We start from the raw sequence: 19,562 nt of genomic DNA, 5'->3' as shown, positions 1-19,562 counted from the left end.
AAGGTAGGGGGGGTGAGGAGCACAGAGCGCACGAACCGTCGGGTGGGGACGGTTTCCGAGGAGCCAGGGGCGGAGTACCGCCTCTTCGACGACATGCCCCTGGGCATGTTCGTGCTTCGGGACGGCCTGCTCATCCATTCAAACGCGGCCCTTTCCCGCCTGATGGGCGTGGAGCGAGAGCAGCTGTCGGGCAAGCCCGTGACGGCGCTCCTGTGGGAGCCGGGACCGTTGGAGGACCCAGCGGATCGGCTCGCGCGGCGGCTGGGTTCGTCGCCCGTGGCGGGCACCTACGAGGCGTGGCTGGCCGTGGGCAACGAAGGGCTCCGCGTGGAGCTGACGGTGCATCCGCATGCCAGGGATTGGGTGGTGCAGGTGCGCGACGTGACGTCCCGCGTCCGGCGCCGCACGGTGCTGCGGCGGCTGGCGGAGCTGGGCAGCGCGGTGCGCGCGCTGCACTCCGAGGACGCGGTGCGCGAGGAGGTGTTCCGGGGGCTGGAGGCGCTGGAGCTGGGCTTCGCGTGGCTGACGCCCCGGGGTGTGGGCGTGGAGCTGTCCGTGGCGGGACTGTCCCCCCGGCTGGTGCCGCACGCGCCGTCGCTGGGAGGTCGCGTGCGGGTGGAGACCCCTGGCGGCTGGGCGCCCGCGCTGGTGCGCACCTGGCGCGAGGGCGATGCGTGGATGGAGGACCTGGGCGTGGAGGCGTCCCGGTTCGTATCCGAAGCGCGCATGGACGCGGTGCTGGCGGTGTTCCGGCGCGTGGAGACGCACCGGGCGGTGGGCGTGCGCATCGACGTGGAGAACGCGCCCACGGCCATGCTGGTGCTCGCCTCCGACTGGCTGAGCGAGGAGGACGTGGCCGCGGTGCGGCTGTTCGGCCAGCAGGTGTCCTCCGCGCTGGACGCGGCGCGCACCATCCAGCGGCTGAGCGTGCGCGCGACGGCGCTCACCGCGTTGGGACGGCTGGCGTCGCAGGCCGCGTCCGCGCCCCACCCGCGCGCATTCTTCGGCTCCGGCACGGAGGAGATTTCCGGCCTGCTGGGCTGCGACGCCGTGTGCCTGCTCCTGCCCGCGGACACGCGGCACGAGTCGGGCGAGGCCCTGGAGCTCGTGTACGCGCGCGGCCTGTCCGAGGACGCGGTGGCGCGCGTGCGCCGTGCGCGGCTGGGGTCGCTTCCCCGTCCGGGTGGGATGCCGGACGCGGTGCAGGTGCTGGACGCGGAGACGTGTCCCGCGCCCACGCGCGACGCGCTCCGGGCGCTGGCGTTCCAGACGCTGGTATCGGTGCCGCTGCGAGTGCGCTCGCGCGGCGTGGGCACGTTGAGCGTGCTGTTCCACGCGCGCCGCCGGCTCACCGCGCTGGAGGTGGAGACACTCCAGGCCATGGGCACGCACTTCGCGGCTGCCATCGAGTCCCACCGGCTGCTGGACGAGGTGCGCGGCCGGGCGGAGGACCTGGCGCTGATGCACGAGGTGGGCAAGGCGCTGGCGGCCACGCTGGAGCTGGACCGGCTGCTGGCCACGGGCGTCACCAGTCTGGCGCGCATCGTGGACGTGCCGGACGCGTACGTGCTTCTGCCGGATGCCCAGGGGAAACAGCTCGCCATCCGCGCGGCGACGGGCAGCCACCCGGAGCTGGTGGGGCGTCACGTGTCGCTGGACCCGTCGGAGAATTCGCTCGCGGGCCTGGTGTTCCGCACGCGCCAGCCGCTCCGCGTGGAGGACGCGAGCCTGGAGGTGCGGGCGGACGACGAGCTGCGCCGCGCCGCGGAGGCCCAGTCGTACATGGTGCTGCCGCTCGCCGTGCACGACCAGATGGTGGGCGTAGCGGTGATGGTGGAGACGCGCCGGCCCCGCCGCTTCACGCCCGCGGAGCTGGAGCGCGCGGACGCCATCGCCAATCAGCTATCGCTGGCGCTGGAGGGCGCGCGGCTGGTGGAGGACCTGAAGCAGAGCTACGCGGAGCTGGCGCGCGCGCAGGAGCAGCTGGTGAACCGCGAGCGGCTGGTCGCGCTGGGCGAGCTGTCCGCGGTGGTGGCCCACGAGGTGCGCAACCCCCTGGGCGCCATCTTCAATTCGGTGGCCACCATCCGCCGCATCATCGGTCCGGAGAATCCGGCCATCCCGCTGGTGGACATCGTGGGGGAGGAGGCGGACCGGCTCAACCGCATCGTCGCGGACCTGCTCACGTTCGCGCGGCCTCCGTCGCCGCACCTGTATCCGGTGTCGGTGACACAGCTGTTGGAGGAGGCGGTGGGCAGCGCGCTCGCCGACGTGGGCGGCACCTCGCCGTCTCAGGTGCGGGTGGAGTGGGTGATGGAGGAGGACGTGCCGACGGTGACGGTGGACGAGCGGCTCATCCGTCAGTGCTTCCTCAACGTGGCGCTCAACGCCGTGCAGGCCATGCTGCCCCAGGGCGGCACGCTGCGCGTGATGGCGCGCAAGGCGTGGACGGACCGGGCCGGCGTGCAGGTGGAGATCAGCGACACGGGGCCGGGCATTCCGGCGGAGCTGCGCGCGCGCGTCTTCGAGCCCTTCTTCACCACCAAGGCCCAGGGCACCGGGCTGGGGCTCGCCGTGGTGAAGCGCATCATCGACTCACACGTGGGCCAGGTGTCGCTGGACGCGCCGGAGACGGGCAAGGGCACCATCTTCCGCCTCTTCCTGCCGCTGGAGCCGCCGGTGGCGCCGAACCTGCCCCTGACGGGTGCGTGACGGAAAGGCGCGCGCTCAGATGCCGCCTTCGCCGCCGTTCAGGAAGAGCCACATCACGCCGAAGCCCAGTCCGCACGCCAGGGCCACCACCACGAGCATGGCCCAGAAGCGGTACTGGGGCGGGATGGGCCACAGGCCCTGGAGCGGGTTGCCCCCCTTGGATTTCACGGGCTTCTTCTTCTTGGTGTTGCGCTTCTCGGCGGCGAGCTCGGCTTCGCGGCGCTTCAGCTCCGCTTGCCGGAGCGCCTCGGAGATGTCCATGTCGTAGCCCACGAGCGTTTCGCGCGTCTTGGTCCGCACCTGCATGGGGCGCGTCTCATGGGGCCGCTCATTCACGACGGGGGCCTGGCGGCGAGGGACTTCCTTGGGCGGGACGTAGGGGGTCGCCTTCTCGTCCAGGTAGGCCGGCATGTTGCCCGTCGTCTGGGACAGGGCTCCGAAGATCTTCGCGGCCTCCAGGGCCTCGGTGGCTTCGCCCGCGCCCTGCGGCGACCAGGGCACCGGCAGCTCGTCCTGGGACATGGGGCGGGTGGCGTCCGGGAACGCCTCGGCGGGACGCGCCTGGGGGGCGGCCCCCACGGAGGTGGCGGGACGCGACTGCGGCGCGGGTCCCACGGAGGTCTGGGGACGAGGCTGGGAGGCAGGGGCGCGCGGCGCCGCGTTCGCCTTGGGGCGGCCGGGCTTTTCGACGTCGGTGCTCTCTTCTTCCGCGTCGTCCGTGCTGGGGCGCGCAGCCATGGGCGAGGAACCAGCGCCCTCGGTGGCGTCTTCCTCGCCGGAGCCCGGAGTCCAGCCACCCTTGCCGGTGGCGGGCAGACCCGTGGCGCTCTTGCGCGTGGGCCGCTCGTTGGTGGTGGAGTCCTCACTGCCTGCGCCAGGAGTCCAGCCCGGGCGCGAGGGGCGGTTCTGCATCGGTGAGTCCTCCGGGGCCGGGGGGGGCCCCTCACTGTGAGACGCTCGAAGGTGTGTAACGGAGTCTTTCGCGTCCGGGCCCGGATTCCAATCCGGCCGGGACGGTTCTTCCGCCGGAGCCTGCCTGCCCGCGGGGGTGCGCTCCCCCGGGTCGGTGGTGTCCTCGGAGCCCGGGCCCCCACGGGATTCCAGCGGGCCGGGAACCTCCTGGGGGGTGGCCTCGTCCTCGCCCGGCCCGGGCGTCCACTGGAGGTCCACCGCCGGTGCCGGCGGGGCCTTGCCCACCTCCGGGGTCTGGGGAGGAAGTCCCGGCGTGGTGGGCTCCGCGGCACCAATGCCTGGCAGCCAGGCATCCATGGTGATTTCCAGGTTGTGCAGCCGCGCCGGAGGCGCCTTGCGCGGCAGCTCCGCCGCGTCGCCGGACTCCTCCTGGAGCCTCTTCGCCTCCGCCGCCGCGCGCAGCGCCTGCTCCACCTGCGTCGCGTCCAGGGCCTCGGTCTGCTGCCCCACGCTGGCGTACTCCGGCGGTGGCGGCTTCGCGGCGTTACGCGCTCCGGTCTCCGGGCCCGCTCGCGTGCTCTCCGGCGGCCTCGGCTTCGCGGCGCCCAGCGCTCCGGTCTCCGGGCCCTCCGCCCGCCGCAACTTCGCCGCGTCCAGCGCCTCCGTCGCGATGTCCTCCTGTGCTCGGAGCCCCTCCGCCGGATCCATGGTCCCGGGGGGCGCGAGCACGGACGGGAACTCCTGACGCGTGTTCGCGCGCTCGGGCTGCTCGCGCAGCAGGTCGTCCAGCATCTGCTGCTCGATGACCTTCTCGCGCGGGAAGGCCGCGGACATCAGCCGCACCAGGTCCTGATCCGTCACGTTGGGCGCCAGCTTCTCCTTCAGCGCGCCCAGCGCCTCCGCCATGGCCGTCGCCGTGGGGAAGCGGTCGTTCGGCTCGGATGCCAGCGCGCGCGCCAGGAACGCGTCCACCGCGCGCGGCAGGTCCGGCCGGTAGCGCCCCGCCGGCTCCCACTGCGGATAGGCCGCGCGCCGCCAGCGCTCCAACGGGTCGCCCCGCTGCGACAGCGGCTTCCACGAGAACAACTCCCACAGCACCACGCCCACCGCGTACAGGTCCGCGCGCCGATCCACCGTGCGCTTGCGGGCCTGCTCCGGCGCCATGTACGTGAGGTTGCCAATCACCACGCGCGGCGCCGTCTGCTGCTCCTTCAGCGTGGACTGCGCCGCGCCGAAGTCGATGATCTTCACCTCGCCCGCGTAGCTCACGCACACGTTCGCGGGGGACAGGTCACGGTGCACCAGGTGCAGCGGGTGCCCTTCCTCATCCGTCGCGTCGTGCGCGTACGCCAGGCCCTCGCACAGCCGGATGCCCATCTGGAGCAGCGGCCCCAGGGGCATCATCCGTTGGCGCTGCCGCAGGCGGTACGCGAGCCGGCTGAGCGTCTTGCCCAGCACGTACTCCATGGCGAGGTACAGCTGCCCGTCCACCTCGCCCATCGCGTACACGCGCGCGATGTTCGGGTGTGCCAGCCGCACCACCACGCGGGCCTCGTCGCGGAAGCGGCCCACGAACTGCCGGCTGTCCACCAGCCCCGGCAGCACCTTCTTCACCACGACCGCGCGCCCCACGCCCTCCTCGCGCGCGAGGAAGACCTCCCCCATCCCCCCGGCGCCAATGCGGCGCACGAGGGTATAGGGACCGAAGCGCACGGGCCCGGTCAGGGCCTCTGGTTCAACGGGCGTCGCCAAGCGCGCGGAACGCCTTGCGAGCCGCGGCGAGCACGTGCGCCACCTCCGGCTCGCCGATGGCCAGCGAAATGAACGCCGCCTCGAACTGGCTGGGCGGCAGGTACACACCTTCCTGAAGCATCGCGTGGAAGAAGCGCCCGAACTTCGCCGTGTCCGCCTTCTTCGCGGACGCGTAGTCGAACACCGGCTCCGACGTGAAGAACACCGTGATCATGCTGCCCACGCGGTTCACCGTCACCGGCACGCCCGCCGCCTTCGCCTCCGCGCGGAAGCCCTCCTCCAACAGCAGGCCCAGCTGCTCCAGCCGCGCGTACGTCCCCGGCGCCGCCAGCGCCTTCACGCACGCCAGGCCCGCCGCCACCGCCACCGGATTCCCGGACAGCGTGCCGGACTGGTACACGGGCCCCTCCGGCGCGACCTTCGACATGATGTCGCGCCGGCCGCCGTACGCGCCCAGCGGCATGCCGCCGCCCACCACCTTCGCCATGGTGGTCAGGTCCGGCTTGAGCCCGTACAGCTCCTGCGCGCCGCCGCGAGCGAGCCGGAAGCCCGTCATCACCTCATCCAGCACGAAGAGCACGCCGTGCTTCTGGCAGAGCTTCTGCAGCCCTTCGAGGAAGCCGGGGCGCGGCACCAGCACGCCCATGTTGCCCACCACCGGCTCGATGATGGCGCAGGCGATGTCCTTGCCCTTCTCGTTGAAGATGCGCTCCACGGCCTCCAGGTCGTTGAAGGGCGCGGTGAGCGTGAGCGACGCCAGCGCGGACGGCACGCCCGGGGAGTCCGGCAGGCCTAGCGTCTCCACTCCGCTGCCCGCCTTCACGAGGAACGGGTCACCCGCGCCGTGGAAGCAGCCTTCGAACTTGAGGATGTAGTCGCGGCCGGTGAAGCCGCGCGCCACGCGGACGGCGGCCACCGTGGCCTCCGTGCCACTGGACACCAGGCGCACCTTCTCCACCGAAGGCACCGTGGCGCAGAGCAGCTCCGCGAACTCCACCTCCGCGGCGACGGGCGCGCCGAACGTGGTGCCGCGCCGGGCGGCCTCCACGATGGCCTCCACGATGGGCGGGTACGCGTGGCCCAGGATGAGCGGGCCCCAGCTGCCCACCAGGTCCACGTAGCGGTTGCCGTCCACGTCGGTGAGCCACGCACCGGAGCCTTCCTTGAAGAAGACGGGGTCGCCTCCCACGCCACGGAAGGCACGCACCGGAGAGTTCACGCCGCCCGGGATGCGCGCCTGCGCACGGGCGAAGAGGGCCTGGCTTTGAGCGTGTTTCATGCCGGTGGGCATAGCACGCGCCGGACGCGCGTCCCTGCCCCGAGTGGCCCTCCGATGTCGCCTTTTCACCCCAGAGCGGACGCCTGCCTGGCTGACCGGGGCGCTCTCGCAACGTAGGGAATTCACGTGCGTCGCCAGGGACCTGGAAGATACTGGCGGACACGATGTCCCACAGGTCCCGACGAAAGCACCGATGAGAATCGAGCGCATCGAGGTCAAGAACTTCCGTGGATTCGCGTCGCGAGCCTTCGAGTTCTCGCCCTCGTTCAACGTGCTCATCGGCGACAACGGCACGGGGAAGACGGCCATCCTCGACGCGCTCTCCATCGCGGCGGGCGCCATCTTCCTGGGGCTGGAGGGCGCCACGCCTCCCGGCATCCATCGCGATGACGTGCGGCGCGTGATGCACACCGCGGGCGAGGTCCCCACGCTGGAGGCCCTCTACCCCGTGGAGGTGCGCTGCAAAGGCCTCATCGAAGGGAAGAGCCTGGAGTGGGCGCGGACGCTCGAAGGCCCCAACAAGCACACCACCCATGGACAGACATCCGACCTGTCCAAGCGGACGCTGTCCTGGCGTTCGCAGGTGCGCAAGGGCAAGGACGTCGCCCTGCCGCTCATCGCCTACTACGGGACGGGACGCCTCTGGCTGCAACGCCGGGCCCGCCAGTCCACGGCGTCGGATGGAGCCAGGGTCCTCAAGCCCCGCTCGCGGTTCAGGGGCTATCACGGGTGCCTCGACCCCTCCTCCAATCACAAGGACTTCATCTCCTGGTTCAAGACCATGGAGTTGATCCAGCTCCAGGAGGGGCGCGCGCTCGGCACGTTGGGCGCGGTGAAGCACGCGCTTCGCGAGTGCATGCGGGACTGGACGGACGTCCGCTACGACCTGCGGCTGGGCATGCTGGTCGCGAGCAAGAAGGACGGCGCCCAGCTGCCCTTCGACATGCTGAGCGACGGCGCCCGGAGCATGCTGGCCATGGTGGGCAACATCGCCTACCGCACCGCCACCCTCAATCCGCACCTGCGTGAGCAGGCGCCCTCCCAGACGCCGGGCATCGTCCTCATCGACGAGCTGGACCTGCACCTGCACCCCAACTGGCAACGCGAAGTGGTGGACGACCTGCGCAAGGTCTTCCCCCAGATGCAGTTCGTGGCCACGACCCACTCGCCCTTCATCATCCAGTCGCTGCGCGAGAACGAGCTCATCAACCTGGATGATCAATCCCGCGAGACGCTCCCCAGCCGGAGCATCGAGGACATCGCACAGGAGGTGATGGGCGTGGACCTTCCCCAGCGCAGCCATCGCCATCAGGTGATGATGGAGGCGGCGCGGAAGTACTACGCGGCGCTGGAGCAGGCGAAGGGCTCCAAGGGCAAGGAACTCCAACGCCTCAAGCAGGAGCTCGACGAACTCTCCGCGCCCTTCAGCGACGACGTCGCCTACCACGCCTTCCTGGAGATGCAGCGAGGCAAGGCCGGGCTCCCCGGAGACGAATCGTGAGGCCCGTGGAGCGGGGGGACTGGCCCGTCGACGGCGAGGGCGTGCGCCGGACCTTCTCCGATTACCCGGAGGCGCGCGGCGCCCTCATCGAGCGGATGGGTGAGTACTGCTCGTTCTGCGAGGGCCGGATGAACGCCAGCCTCGCCGTGGAGCACATGCTTCCCCAGGAGCATCACCCCGGGCTCGCGCGGGAGTGGCACAACTTCCTGCTCGCCTGCGTGAACTGCAACAGCACCAAGAGCGCCAAACGCATCCGCCTGGGGAGCTACTACTGGCCGGACCGCGACAACACGGCCCGGGCCTTCGTCCACGCCGCGGACGGAGTCGTGACCGCGGCGCCGAACCTGAGCCCCCAGGAGCGGCGTCGCGCGGAGCGGACGCTTCAGCTCACGGGGCTCGACAAGCTGCCGCCCCACCACCCCAGGGCCAGCGACCGCCGCTGGCAGCATCGCAGGGAGGCGTGGGCACGAGCGGAAGAAGCCCGGGACTGCCTCGCTGCCTCCGACACGCCCCACATGCGGAGGCTGGTCATCCGGCAGGCCACGGCGCTGGGCCATTGGTCCATCTGGATGACTGTCTTCGCGGCGGACGCGGACATGCGCCAGCGGCTCATCGCCGCGTTCACCGGCACCGCCAGGGCCTGCTTCGATGCGGCCACCCGGCCCGTCCCCCGTGCGGACGGCGCGCTTTAGCCTGCGCACCTACACGCTGGCGCGGTTATAGCGACCGCATGCGCATCCTCCACACCATGCTCCGGGTCGGCGACCTGGAGAAGTCGCTCGACTTCTACACCCGCGTCATCGGCATGAAGCTCCTGCGCCGCCAGGACTACCCGGACGGCCGGTTCACGCTCGCCTTCGTTGGCTACGGCCCGGAGGACACCCACCCGGCCCTGGAGCTCACCCACAACTGGGACACGGCGAAGTACGAGCTGGGCTCCGCCTACGGCCACATCGCCCTGGGCGTCAGCGACATCCACGCCACCGCCAACGCCATCCGGCAGGCCGGCGGCAAGGTCGTCCGCGAGCCCGGCCCCATGAAACACGGCACCACCGTCATCGCCTTCGTGGAGGACCCGGACGGCTACAAGGTGGAGCTCATCCAGCAGAAGGCCTGACCCATCCGTGGCGCCCCCAACAACCGGGGCGCCCTCCCGTGAACCCGTGGACACGGGCGGCATGGGCAGGCAGGCGGACGCGATTTCCACACGATGTTTCGCGCCTTCCGCTCGCCGCGCCCCCTGCGGGGGTGTAGAGAGGCCCGCGCGCGATGCAGCGAGGCGCGCACCCTCCCCCTCTTCTTTCGAGGCCGTCGTCATGGTGGAGAGTCCCCAGAGCCAGAACGCGCTGTCCCCCGACGAGCTTCACGAGGCGTGGGCCGTGCTCTCCATGGACGAGCGCCTGGAGGGGTTCCGCCTGCTGCCCGCGGCGGTGGCGGACGACTTCTTCCTGGGCCTCACCGCGCGCGAGCAATCCGAGCTCATCCTCAGCCTCCCCCAGGGCGAGCGCCGCACCTGGGTCCGCCTGCTCCCCCCGGACGACCTGGCCGACCTGGTCCAGGCCGTGGAGCCGGAGCAGGTGGACGCCATCCTGTCGCAGCTGGACGACGCCAGCCGCCGCGAGGTGAACGTCCTGCTGGCTTACTCGGAGGACGACGCCGGCGGTCTCATGAACCCGCGCTTCGCCCGCGTGCGCCCGGACATGAGCATCGACGAGGCCATCGGGTATCTGCGCAAGCAGGCGCGCGAGAAGGTGGAGACCGTCTACTACGCGTACGTGCTGGACGCCGAGCAGCGGCTGCAGGGCGTGCTGTCCCTGCGCCAGCTCTTCCAGGCCGCGCCGGACAAGCGCGTGGCGGACGTGATGATCCGCGACGTCATCACCGTGGCGGAGAACACGGACCAGGAGGCGGTGAGCCGCACCTTCTCCGAACACAGCTTCATGGCCATGCCCGTGGTGGACGAGCAGCGGCGCATGAAGGGCATCGTCACGGTGGACGACATCGTGGACGTGGTCCAGGAAGAGGCCACGGAGGACATCCAGAAGGTCGGCGGTATGGAGGCCCTGGACGCGCCCTACTTCGACGTGGGCTTCCTGGCGATGCTCAAGAAGCGCGCCGGCTGGCTGATGGTGCTCTTCCTGGGGGAGATGCTCACCGCCACGGCCATGGGCTACTTCGAGCATGAGATTGCTCGCGCCGTCGTGCTGAGCCTCTTCATCCCGCTCATCATCAGCTCCGGCGGCAACTCCGGCAGCCAGGCCACCACGCTCATCATCCGGTCGCTGGCGCTGTCGGAGATGCGGCTGAAGGACTGGTGGCGCGTGGCCCGGCGCGAACTCAGCACGGGCCTGGCGCTGGGCGCGATCCTGGGAGTCGTGGGCTTCACCCGCGTGATGGTGTGGCAGGGCCTGTTCCACAGCTACGGCGAACACGCATTCCTCATCGGCATGACGGTGGGCGTGTCCCTGGTGGGCGTGGTCATCTTCGGCACACTGTCCGGTTCCATGCTGCCGTTCATCCTCCGGCGCGTGGGCTTCGACCCCGCGAGCGCGTCCGCGCCCTTCGTGGCCACGCTGGTGGACGTGTCCGGACTCGTCATCTACTTCACGGCCGCGAGCCTCTTCCTGAGCGGAACCCTGCTGTAGTCGGCGACGCTCCCGGGACCCATGATTCCCACCACCCGTCGGCGCACGCTCACCCTCGCGGCGCCCGAAGCCCCCGGCCGTCCCGCGCACGTCTCCGCCGCCAGTGGTCTGGTGCGCGCGGGGGACTGGCTCTACGTCGTCGCGGACGACGCGCTCCACCTCGCGGTGTTCCCCGCGGCCGGAGACGCGCCGGGCCACACCGTGCGCCTCTTTCCCGGAGAGCTTCCGGCAGGACACGCGGAGCGCAAGGCTGCGAAGCCGGACCTGGAGGCGCTGTGCAGGCTGGGTCCGTCCGCGTCCTTCGCGCACGGGGCGCTCCTGGCCCTGCCCTCGGGGTCCACGCCCGCGCGGCGCCGGGCGTCGGTGCTGCCCTTGAACGCGGACGGGACGCTCGCGGGCGAGCCGCGCACGGTGGACTGCACGTCGCTCTACGTGCAGTTGGAGCGCGAGCTGGTGGCGCTCAACGTGGAGGGCGCGGCGGTGGCGGGCAAGCGGCTGCGGCTGCTCAACCGGGGCAACGGCGAGGGCGGCGTGGACGCGCTGGTGGACCTGGACCTGGACCGCGTGCTGGCCAGCCTGGACGTGGGCGTGATGGGGCCGGAGGCCGTGCGCACCGTGCGGCGGTGGGAGCTGGGTGAAGCCAACGGCGTCCGGCTGTCCTTCACGGACGCGTCGCCGCTGCCGGACGGGCGCGTGGTGTTCACCGCCACGGCGGAGGCGTCTCGCGACCGCGTGGCGGATGGGCCGTTGAAAGGTTCGGCGGTGGGCGTGCTCGCGCCAGATGGCACGCCCGTGTACCTGGACGCGGTGGACGTGCCCGTGAAGCTGGAGGGCGTGGACGCGCGCGTGGAGGGTGGCCGCGTCCACGTGCTGCTGGTGGCGGACGCGGACGACCCGTCGGTGCCCGCGCCGCTCCTGGAAGCCGCGTTGCCCGTGCCGGGCTGAAGCGCCTGGCGCGCCGCCAGCGTCGCGGCGAGGCCTTGCGCCTCACGCCGGCATCGTGGCGCCTTCGCTTGTTCAGCCGCCGCGCTTCACCAGCAGCGGCCCGAAGGCCTGCGCCACCGGCATCATGGAGACGACGTTGATGTTCACGTGCGCGGGGCGAGTGGCCACCCAGTACGCCGTGTCCGCGACGTCCTCGGGCGTGAGCGGCTGGGTCTTGTCGTAGAGCGCGGCGGCCTTCGCCTCGTCGCCGCGGAAGCGCACGTGGGAGAACTCCGTGCCGCCCAACAGCCCCGGCTGGATGTCCGTGACGCGCACCGCGGTGCCGTGCAGGTCCGCGCGCAGGTTGAGCGTGAACTGATGCACGAACGCCTTCGTCGCGCCGTACACGTTGCCGCCGGGGTACGGGAACTCGCCCGCGATGGAGCCGATGTTGATGACGTGCCCCCGGTCGCGCGCCACCATGCCCGCGAGCGCCTCACGCGTGCAGTACAGGAGGCCCTTCACGTTGGTGTCCACCACCACGTCCCAGTCCTCCAGCCGCGCCGCCTGCGCGGGCTCCAGCCCCAGCGCGAGCCCCGCGTTGTTCACCAGCACGTCCACCTGCGCGAAGTCCGCCGGCAGCGAGGCGAACGCCGCCTTCACCGCCGCCTTGTCCGTCACGTCCAGCGTCACCGGCAGCAGCCGTTCGCCCAGCTCCGCCTTGAGCGCGTCCAGCCGGTCGCTCCGCCGTCCGGCGGCGATGACCCGCGCGCCCTCCTTCACGAAGCGGCGCGCGATGGCCTGCCCGATGCCCGCCGTGGCCCCTGTCACCAGCACGATCATGTGAATGCCTCCCACGCGAGAAGGGCCGCTTGCGCCCCGTCAGGGCATGGCCCGGCCGTTACATGGCACGCGGGAGGAACGGGCGCACGCGAATGCGCCCGACGGAACAACGTCAGTCGCCGCGGTCGCGGGCGGCCTCTTCGGCGCTGCCGCCCATGGCTTCCACGGAGGTGCGCGCCTGCTTGCTGCGGTCGAACGCCACCTCCTTCTTGCCAATCCCCTCCACCGTGAGGTTGGCCAGGCGGCGGCGTGCCCGGGTGATGGCGTCCTGCACCAGCGACGGGTCGGGGTGCGTCTTCAAGCACTCCACCCAGGTCTCGATGGCCTTCTCGTTGTCGCCCGCGTCCGCGCGCAGTTTGCCCATCTCGAAGAGGGCGTGCGGCGCCAGCTCCGAGTCCGGGAAGCGCGTGCGCAGGTCCGCGTACGTCTTCAGCGCTTCCTGGCGCTTGCCGTCCACCATGGCCAGGGCCTGCGCCTGGAGGAAGAGCGCGTCGTCCACGTAGGGGCTGGTGGCGAAGCGGTCCGGCAGCTTCTTCGCCTCCAGCTCGCACTGCGGATAGTCCTGGAGCTCGAAGTACGTCTTGGCCACCTGGTACTGCAGCTCCGCGCCCTGCGGCGGGTTGCGGTGCAGCGCGGCGGTGAGCTGATCAATGGAGCCGCGCAGGTCGCGGTAGTGCACCCGCAGCAGCTCCGCCAGGATGATGCGCGCCTCCAGCGACTCCGGCGCCTCCGGGCACTGCTGGATGAGCTGGCGGTAGACGCTCACCGCCTCCTTCACCTTGCGCTGCTCCAGCCAGTACACGTCCGCCGCGCCCTTGAGCGCCCGGGCGCGCATCACCAGCGCCTCCGGGGTCTCGTCGCGCAGCAGCATCTCGTAGGCCTTGCGGTACTCCACCAGCGCTTCGTCCGGACGCTTCTCGAAGATGGCGTCGCGGGCGCGCTGCATGTGGTCCACCGGCTTGTCGCGGCAACCCGTGACGGCGAGCGCCCCTACCGCCAGGACACATGCCCACCGCGACAGCGCGCGCGTCATCAGCAGGACTCCGGGATGACGCGCACGCAGCGCGTCTCGTCGCAGCGCACGCACTCGCGCTCCGAGGAGACGTCCGTCACGCACACGGAGACGCGCGACGTCCTGGGGCAGTCCTCCGACGTCACACAACGGTAGAGGCCCCCGTCGGTCCGGGTGATGTCCACCGCCGTCGAGCCGCAGTTCTCCAGGTCGTTGCATCCCAGGAGCGCCGCCGCCGCGACTGCCATTGCTGCCACCAAGGCGCGTTGCACGGCTGTGGGTTCTAGCCAACTTCCGACCCCGGGTCACGAACCGTGCGCCCGCCTGCCCGCCCGGAAGCAGGAGTTCCCCGGGAAAGCGAGCACCCATGCATGGCCAGCGTTTCGCCCGCCGTGCTAGCCCTGTCGCGTCACGCCATTCTCCCTCTCGCCCCAGGAGTCCGAAAACCATGAGCCTTCCCTCTCGTCCTCGCGCGGTGGTGACGGGCGCCGGCAGCGGCCTGGGCCGTGCGCTGTGTGAAGCGCTGGCGGCCCGTCAGGCGCGGGTCATGGTGTCGGACATGAACGCGGCCAGCGCGGAGGAGACCGCCCGCCGCGTCACGGAGCTGGGCGGCGAGGCGCGCGTGCACCCGTGTGACGTGACGGACCCGGACGCGGTGGAGGCGCTGGCGCGCGCCACGGACGAAGCGTTCGGCGGCGTGGACCTGGTGGTGAACAACGCGGGCGTCGCCACCGGAGGCGCGGTGGGCACGCTGCCCCTGGCGGAATGGAAGCGCGTGCTGGACGTGAATTTGTGGGGCGTCATCCACGGCTGCCACGCGTTCGTGCCCCGCCTGAAGAAGCAGGGCTCCGGGCACGTGCTCAACATCGCGTCCGCGGCGGGGCTCGTGTACGCGCCGAACCTGGCGGCGTACAACACGTCCAAGGCGGCCGTCGTCGCGCTGTCGGAGACGCTCTACGCGGAGCTGCAGCCGCTGGGGCTGGGCGTCACGGTGGCGTGCCCCACGTTCTTCCGCACGAACATCGCCGCCGCGGCCGCGCCCTACTCCGACCCGGAGACGCGCCGCATGAGCGTGAAGCTGGTGGACCAGTCCAAGATTGGCGCGGAGTGGGTCGCCGAGCGGCTGCTCAAGGCGGTGGACCAGGGCGCGCCGCACGCGCTGCCCATGGCGGATGCGCGCTGGTTCTGGCGGCTGCGGCGGCTGGCGCCCGGGCTGTTCCTCCGGGGCGTCATCGCGGTGGAGAAGCGCCTCCGCGAGCGCACCGCGCGCATCCCCGGCTAGAACCTCAGTTGCTGCGCTGCTGCGTGGGCCCCTTGCCGGACGTGAGCACGGTGGCGTCCACGGACGCCATCGAGTTGCGCTGCTTCACCATCCGCGCCTTCTGGTTCTGCTTGCCCTCGTGCTTGAGGATGGCGGCCATGTGGGCGTCGGCCACCTTGCACTGGATGGCGCTCACCTCCTGGTGACGCCGCCCCAGCTCGTTCCACATGGCGAGCCGTCCCTGGCTGCCCAGGAGCCGGTCCTCGACCGCGTCCAGGGCCTGGTCCATCTGCTTGCCCTCGGCCTCCAGGGCCGCGAGCCGCGCTTCGGAATCCTCGGGGGACTGCCCGCATCCGGTGGCCACGGCGACCCCTACGGCCACCGCCAGTCCGAGCCACATCCGCCGCATCCCCACATCGCCTCCCAGGTGTCTCGGGCCGTCCACCGGCCTTCAGGCAGCGCAAGGTAGGAACGGGCCCTGGGAGCGACAACCCGAACGCCAGCCGGGGAGGTAGGCGTTTCCAGGAGCGAACGTTTGGGCCTCTTTCCTGTCCCACCGGTTTGACGGTGAGGCAGAAGGCCCGTGAATTTCGCGCGCCGCACACGCCCCGGGCCTGTCCCAGGTCGGGAGGGTCATGCCCTCACTGCGTGGACGCCGTCACCCCGCCGTCCGTAACGGGCGGATCCCAGAACCTGAGCTCGAAGGTGTACGGGTGGTCCTCCGCGTACCATCCGAACCGTTCTCCCTCTTCGGGTCCGTACTGCGTCGACTCGATGTCGCGGATGCCCTGCGCCAGACGCGCGTTGCTGACGGTCGGGTCCCACGTGATGGCGCGGCACTGCTCCGCCCGGCCCTTCTTCGTGATGATGCACTTCACGGTGGCACGCCCGATGGGCGGCGAGTCGGGCTCCTTCGGCCCCATGACGCTCGCGCAACCCGTCAGCCCCAGGATTCCCACCCCCAACAACATCCCCCACTTCATGCGGTGCTTCCCCTTCTTCACATCACGGCGCGACGCGCGTCCGATGCCTCAGGATGAACTCACACACCTCGCGCGCGGCGCCGAAGCCCGCGGCGCGCTGGGCCACGTAGTGCACCTGGGCGCGCACCTCGTCCGGCGCTTCCGGCACGGTGGCGGAGAAGCCCACCGCATTGAGCAGCGGCAGGTCCACCACTTCGTCACCCATGTAGCCGCAGTGCTCGGCGGACACGTTGAGGAGGGTGAGCAGCTTCTCGAAATGCGCCACCTTGTCCTGACTGCCGAAGTGCACGTGGCGCAAGCCCAGCGACTGCATGCGCATCTGCGCGGAGAGGCTGTCGCCGCCGGAGATGGCGGCCACCTCGATGCCCACCTCCTGCAGGCGCTTGATGCCCATGCCGTCGCGCACGCTGTACATCTGCGTCCAGCCGGAGTTGGGCACCCAGAAGATGCGGCCGTCGGTGAGCGTGCCGTCGATGTCGAAGATCATCACCGACAGGCGCGCCACCCGCGCCTTGAGCGACTCCAGGTCCTGGTTCATCCGTGCCTTTCGCTACTTGGGCACGGCCTTGAGCGAGGCCTTGCCGTCCTTGATGACGACCTTGAACTCCACGGCCTTCGCGTTGTGCTGCTTGAGCAACTCCGGAACCTGCTTGCGCAGCGTGGCCGCCACGGACTCGTAGGACAGCTTGGACGTGTCCTCCTGGCAGCGGCGCTTCGCGGTGACGTACGCGTCGTACACCGCGCGCAGCTTGTCGTCGGACATGCCGCCACCGGGACCGGCCGCCGCGGGACGGGGCGCGGCGGCAGCCACCGGACGCGCGGGCTGCTGCGGGGCCGCCGCTGGAGCCCTGGTGGCCATGCCCGGAGGCACCGCCGGACGCCCCGCCGCCGGAGTCCCACCCGGGGCCACCGCCGGCGTCACCGGGGGCAGCTTCGACGTCCCCACCGCCGGGGTCCCCTTCTGCGGCGTGCCCGCCACGGGTGAGATGGACGGCAGCCCGCTCACGGGCGCGACCGCCGGGGTCCCCTGCTTCGGAGGCACCAGCCCCGCGGGCGTGCCCCGGGGCGCGCCGGCCGGCTGCGCCGCGACAGGGGCCACCGACGGACTGCCGCGGAAGGGCGTACCGCCCGCGGACTGCTGCTCCGCCAGGTACTCCGAGGAGAGCTTCGGCTCGTTGATGGGGCGGCGGCCGGTGAGCTCCTCAATCTCCTCGAAGTCCATGTCGTCGATTTCTTCGGGGATCTCCACCACGCCCTTCGGGCGGTCGCCAGCGGCACCGGCCTGCTTCGGCCCGGCGCGGCGGCGGGCCTTGGCCAGGTCGCGGCGGTAGGTGCCGGCTTCAATCTCCTGGATGGTGCGCACCCACAGCCGCTCGTAGGTGAGGAACTTGTTGTGGAGGCTCTGCACGCGGAACTTCACCGACGTGCTGCGGATGAAGGCCCCCTTGAGCTTCAGCATCCGCTTCTTCAGGTCTTCATGCGCGCGGATGGGCGCCTGGCGCTCCATGCCCAGGAAGTACTGCTCGTAGCTGTGGCGCAGCTCCGCGATGGCCGCCTCCAGCTCTTCACATTGCTGAAGGGCGGCTTCGCTGGAGGAACTGGCGTCCAGTTGCGCGGGCCGGACCCCACCTTTGGCGGCGGACCGTGCGTTGTCGGGCGGCGGCATGTTCCCGGAGTGTCCCCAACCCGGGCGCGGCTCGCAACCTCAGGCCGCCGACGGTGTAGGCCCCAGGCCAGCGGCCTCACCCGCCGGTCGGTGGCGCAGCATCAGCCGCACACCGAAGGTGAACATGCCCAGGGAGATGAACTGGCTGGTGGACAGGTTGTACCAGGCCTCCAGGGGCACCGCCCCGGCCAGCCCCTGGGCGCCCAGCGACTCCAGCAGACCGTGCAGGGTGCCGCGCTCCACGTCGCCCCGGAACAGCTCCACCGTGGTGCGCAGGACGGCGTAGGCCATCAGCCACAGGGCGAAGATGTGCCCATGGAAGCGGCGGATGCGGCGCGCGTACAGGAGCGCCACGAAGAGCACCAGCTGCCCCACGGACTCGAAGAGCTGCGTGGGGTACACCGGCAGCGTGGTGCCGTGCTGGGCCACCCAGTCGGAGATGCGCACCGCGCCCGGCGCCCACTCGTGGAGCACCTGTCCGGTGGCCTCCACCACGTAGCGGGGATCCGAGGCCTGTGAGCCATACGCCAGGCTGGACGCACGCCCCAACTGGCCAAACAGGTCCTGGGCCAGCCCGGAGCCCGGAAAGGTGACCCCCGTGTGCGAGTGGCTCCCGGCCATGTCGCCCCAGCAGCACCCGGCGGAGAAGCACCCCAGGCGCCCCAGGCACTGCCCCAGCGACACGGTGGGGATGCACACGTCCGCCAGCCGCAGGAAGTTCAGGTTGTTCTTGCGAGCGAAGAGGAACGCCGCCAGCCCCGCGCCAATCAGGCCGCCGTAGAACACCAGCCCGCCGCCCAGGGAGAAGACCTGCGTCCAGTCGCGCGCATACTCCTTCCAGTTGATGAGCACGAACAGCACGCGGCTGCCCACGAGCCCGCCCACCAGCACCCAGAACGCCATGTCGAGCACCTGCTCGCGCTTCTGGGGCCCCTCCGTGTCCACCCAGCCCCGGCCGTCCACGAAGCTCACCCGGCGCCACTCGTCCTGCGCCAGCCGGCCCGCCACCGACACCGCGGTGACGAAGCCCGCGGCCAGGAGCACGCCGTAGGTGTGCAGCGGGATGCCCTCGCCCCTTCCCCCGGGGAACGCGTCCGCGGGCAGCGCGTACATCAGGCCGAAGTAAGCGAGGAAGCCGCCCACCACCGCGAACCCCACCGCGCGCAGGAGCTTGTCCTGGAGCGACGCGGGGCCCTCCTTGCCCGTCTTCGCGTCCACCGGCCCCAGCGTGCCGCGCCAGCCGTTGACGGCGACGGAGGCCACCACTCCCACCGCGGCGGCGTACAGCAACAGCTGCATCCACAGCGTGGTGAAGGACAGGCGGAACAGGACGGGGAGCATGGGGACCTCTTGCCCGGGAGGCCCGGACGAACGGCGGGGACAACCGGGACGGGCGGGAGGGACATTCCCGGCCCGCCGTCACGTCACTGCGCGGCCTTCGCGGAAGCGGAGGCCTCCGGCTTCTCCTTGCGCACGAAGGCATCCACCACGAGCATGCCCACGCCGATGCAGATGGCCATGTCCGCGACGTTGAACGACGGCCAGGCGGCCTTGTCGTACCAATGGGCCTCCAGGAAATCGATGACGAAGGCCCGCGACAGGCGGTCGATGTAGTTGCCCAGCGCGCCGCCCAGCACCAGCGGCAGGCCCCACAGCGCCCACACCTCCGCGGGGTCCTTGCCGGACAGCTTCCGGAAGTAGAAGACGATGAGCAGCACCGCGCCCAGGCTCACCAGGTGGAAGAGCGGGCCGCGCACGTTCGGGGCCAGGTTCCTGAACATGCCCCACGCCGCGCCCGGGTTCTCCGCGTAGCGCAGGCGGAAGAAGTTCTCCGCCACCTCCACGTGCGTTTTCGGCTGGAAGTGCAGGCCTCGGAAGCCCGGCGCTTCCGCGGGCGAATAGAACTCGCCCAGCCGTTCCGACAGGGTGGTGGCCCCGTCGAAGCGGGTCGTGAGATCGCGCACGACCAGGTACTTCGTCCACTGGTCCAGCACGATGACGCCCAACGTGAGGGCGAGGAGGATGACGTATTTGCGCGGCACGGAGAGGGCTTATACCAGCCCACCCCCGCG

General features: G+C 71.1%; 18 protein-coding genes. 7 read left to right on the top strand and 11 right to left on the bottom strand.

The window, feature by feature from the left end:
• Positions 1-42 precede the first annotated feature (42 nt).
• Positions 43-2,712, top strand: a complete 2,670-nt coding sequence (locus D7Y11_RS06545; RefSeq protein WP_172809466.1) for a GAF domain-containing protein — start codon at positions 43-45, stop codon at positions 2,710-2,712.
• A gap of 15 nt (positions 2,713-2,727) precedes the next feature.
• Here the strand turns inward: D7Y11_RS06545 and D7Y11_RS43745 are convergent, their stop codons facing one another.
• On the bottom strand, positions 2,728-5,376 hold the full coding sequence (locus tag D7Y11_RS43745; protein ID WP_199753696.1) for a serine/threonine-protein kinase: 2,649 nt from the start codon (positions 5,374-5,376) through the stop codon (positions 2,728-2,730).
• Entirely contained in the window at positions 5,360-6,655 is a 1,296-nt protein-coding gene (gene hemL, locus D7Y11_RS06535; RefSeq protein ID WP_120575579.1) for a glutamate-1-semialdehyde 2,1-aminomutase, read from the bottom strand. Before hemL ends, D7Y11_RS43745 begins: the two co-directional genes overlap by 17 nt.
• Before the next feature lie 193 nt (positions 6,656-6,848).
• Here hemL and D7Y11_RS06530 point away from each other — a divergent pair, with 193 nt between their 5' ends.
• The 5 genes from D7Y11_RS06530 (at position 6,849) to D7Y11_RS06510 (ending at position 11,746) form a co-directional block, all read left to right on the top strand.
• The gene (locus tag D7Y11_RS06530) at positions 6,849-8,156 is read left to right on the top strand and encodes an AAA family ATPase (protein ID WP_120575575.1); all 1,308 of its coding nucleotides are present in this window, start codon (positions 6,849-6,851) and stop codon (positions 8,154-8,156) included.
• Positions 8,153-8,848 carry an HNH endonuclease gene (locus D7Y11_RS06525; RefSeq protein WP_120575574.1) on the top strand — a complete coding sequence of 232 codons (696 nt, stop codon included), beginning with the start codon at positions 8,153-8,155 and terminating at the stop codon, positions 8,846-8,848. The genes D7Y11_RS06530 and D7Y11_RS06525 overlap by 4 nt, the downstream gene beginning before the upstream one ends.
• Positions 8,849-8,886: 38 nt before the next feature.
• A complete protein-coding gene (gene gloA, locus D7Y11_RS06520) occupies positions 8,887-9,273 on the top strand; it encodes a lactoylglutathione lyase (protein WP_120575573.1) in 387 nt (128 codons plus the stop codon).
• Between the two features lie 199 nt (positions 9,274-9,472).
• Positions 9,473-10,801 (top strand): magnesium transporter, encoded by a 1,329-nt coding sequence (gene mgtE, locus D7Y11_RS06515; protein ID WP_120575572.1) that lies wholly within the window; start codon positions 9,473-9,475, stop codon positions 10,799-10,801.
• Positions 10,802-10,822: 21 nt separating this feature from the next.
• The gene (locus D7Y11_RS06510) at positions 10,823-11,746 is read left to right on the top strand and encodes a hypothetical protein (protein WP_120575571.1); all 924 of its coding nucleotides are present in this window, start codon (positions 10,823-10,825) and stop codon (positions 11,744-11,746) included.
• Between the two features lie 72 nt (positions 11,747-11,818).
• Here D7Y11_RS06510 and D7Y11_RS06505 read toward each other — a convergent pair whose 3' ends face one another.
• From D7Y11_RS06505 to D7Y11_RS06495, 3 genes are all read right to left on the bottom strand, one after another.
• Positions 11,819-12,568: an SDR family NAD(P)-dependent oxidoreductase gene (locus D7Y11_RS06505; RefSeq protein ID WP_120575570.1), complete on the bottom strand. Its 750-nt coding sequence runs from the start codon at positions 12,566-12,568 to the stop codon at positions 11,819-11,821.
• Between the two features lie 112 nt (positions 12,569-12,680).
• Positions 12,681-13,601, bottom strand: a complete 921-nt coding sequence (locus D7Y11_RS06500) for a tetratricopeptide repeat protein (protein WP_120575569.1) — start codon at positions 13,599-13,601, stop codon at positions 12,681-12,683.
• Positions 13,601-13,828, bottom strand: a complete 228-nt coding sequence (locus D7Y11_RS06495; RefSeq protein WP_169820314.1) for a hypothetical protein — start codon at positions 13,826-13,828, stop codon at positions 13,601-13,603. The genes D7Y11_RS06500 and D7Y11_RS06495 overlap by 1 nt, the downstream gene beginning before the upstream one ends.
• Before the next feature lie 200 nt (positions 13,829-14,028).
• Between D7Y11_RS06495 and D7Y11_RS06490 the strand changes: the two genes are divergently transcribed.
• Entirely contained in the window at positions 14,029-14,862 is an 834-nt protein-coding gene (locus D7Y11_RS06490; RefSeq protein ID WP_120575568.1) for an SDR family NAD(P)-dependent oxidoreductase, read from the top strand.
• Between the two features lie 4 nt (positions 14,863-14,866).
• On the opposite strand, the gene D7Y11_RS06485 is transcribed toward D7Y11_RS06490, so the two are convergent.
• The 6 genes from D7Y11_RS06485 to lspA all read right to left on the bottom strand — a co-directional run bounded on the left by D7Y11_RS06485 (position 14,867) and on the right by lspA (position 19,532).
• Entirely contained in the window at positions 14,867-15,241 is a 375-nt protein-coding gene (locus tag D7Y11_RS06485; protein WP_233596745.1) for a hypothetical protein, read from the bottom strand.
• Positions 15,242-15,482: 241 nt separating this feature from the next.
• Entirely contained in the window at positions 15,483-15,824 is a 342-nt protein-coding gene (locus tag D7Y11_RS06480; RefSeq protein WP_126933262.1) for a hypothetical protein, read from the bottom strand.
• A gap of 22 nt (positions 15,825-15,846) precedes the next feature.
• Positions 15,847-16,362: an HAD family hydrolase gene (locus D7Y11_RS06475; RefSeq protein ID WP_120575565.1), complete on the bottom strand. Its 516-nt coding sequence runs from the start codon at positions 16,360-16,362 to the stop codon at positions 15,847-15,849.
• 12 nt (positions 16,363-16,374) lie between these two features.
• On the bottom strand, positions 16,375-17,490 hold the full coding sequence (locus D7Y11_RS06470; protein ID WP_120575564.1) for an MXAN_5187 C-terminal domain-containing protein: 1,116 nt from the start codon (positions 17,488-17,490) through the stop codon (positions 16,375-16,377).
• A gap of 39 nt (positions 17,491-17,529) precedes the next feature.
• The gene (locus D7Y11_RS06465) at positions 17,530-18,831 is read right to left on the bottom strand and encodes a prolipoprotein diacylglyceryl transferase (RefSeq protein ID WP_120575563.1); all 1,302 of its coding nucleotides are present in this window, start codon (positions 18,829-18,831) and stop codon (positions 17,530-17,532) included.
• A gap of 83 nt (positions 18,832-18,914) precedes the next feature.
• A complete protein-coding gene (gene lspA / locus D7Y11_RS06460; protein ID WP_120575562.1) occupies positions 18,915-19,532 on the bottom strand; it encodes a signal peptidase II in 618 nt (205 codons plus the stop codon).
• Between the last annotated feature and the right edge of the window lie 30 nt (positions 19,533-19,562).

Origin of the sequence: Corallococcus sp. AB018 (assembly GCF_003986945.1) — a bacterium.
Taxonomy (GTDB): Bacteria; Myxococcota; Myxococcia; order Myxococcales; family Myxococcaceae; genus Corallococcus; species Corallococcus exiguus.
The sequence above is the reverse complement of the archived record's forward strand: the minus strand, read 5'-3'. Positions and strand labels throughout refer to the sequence as shown.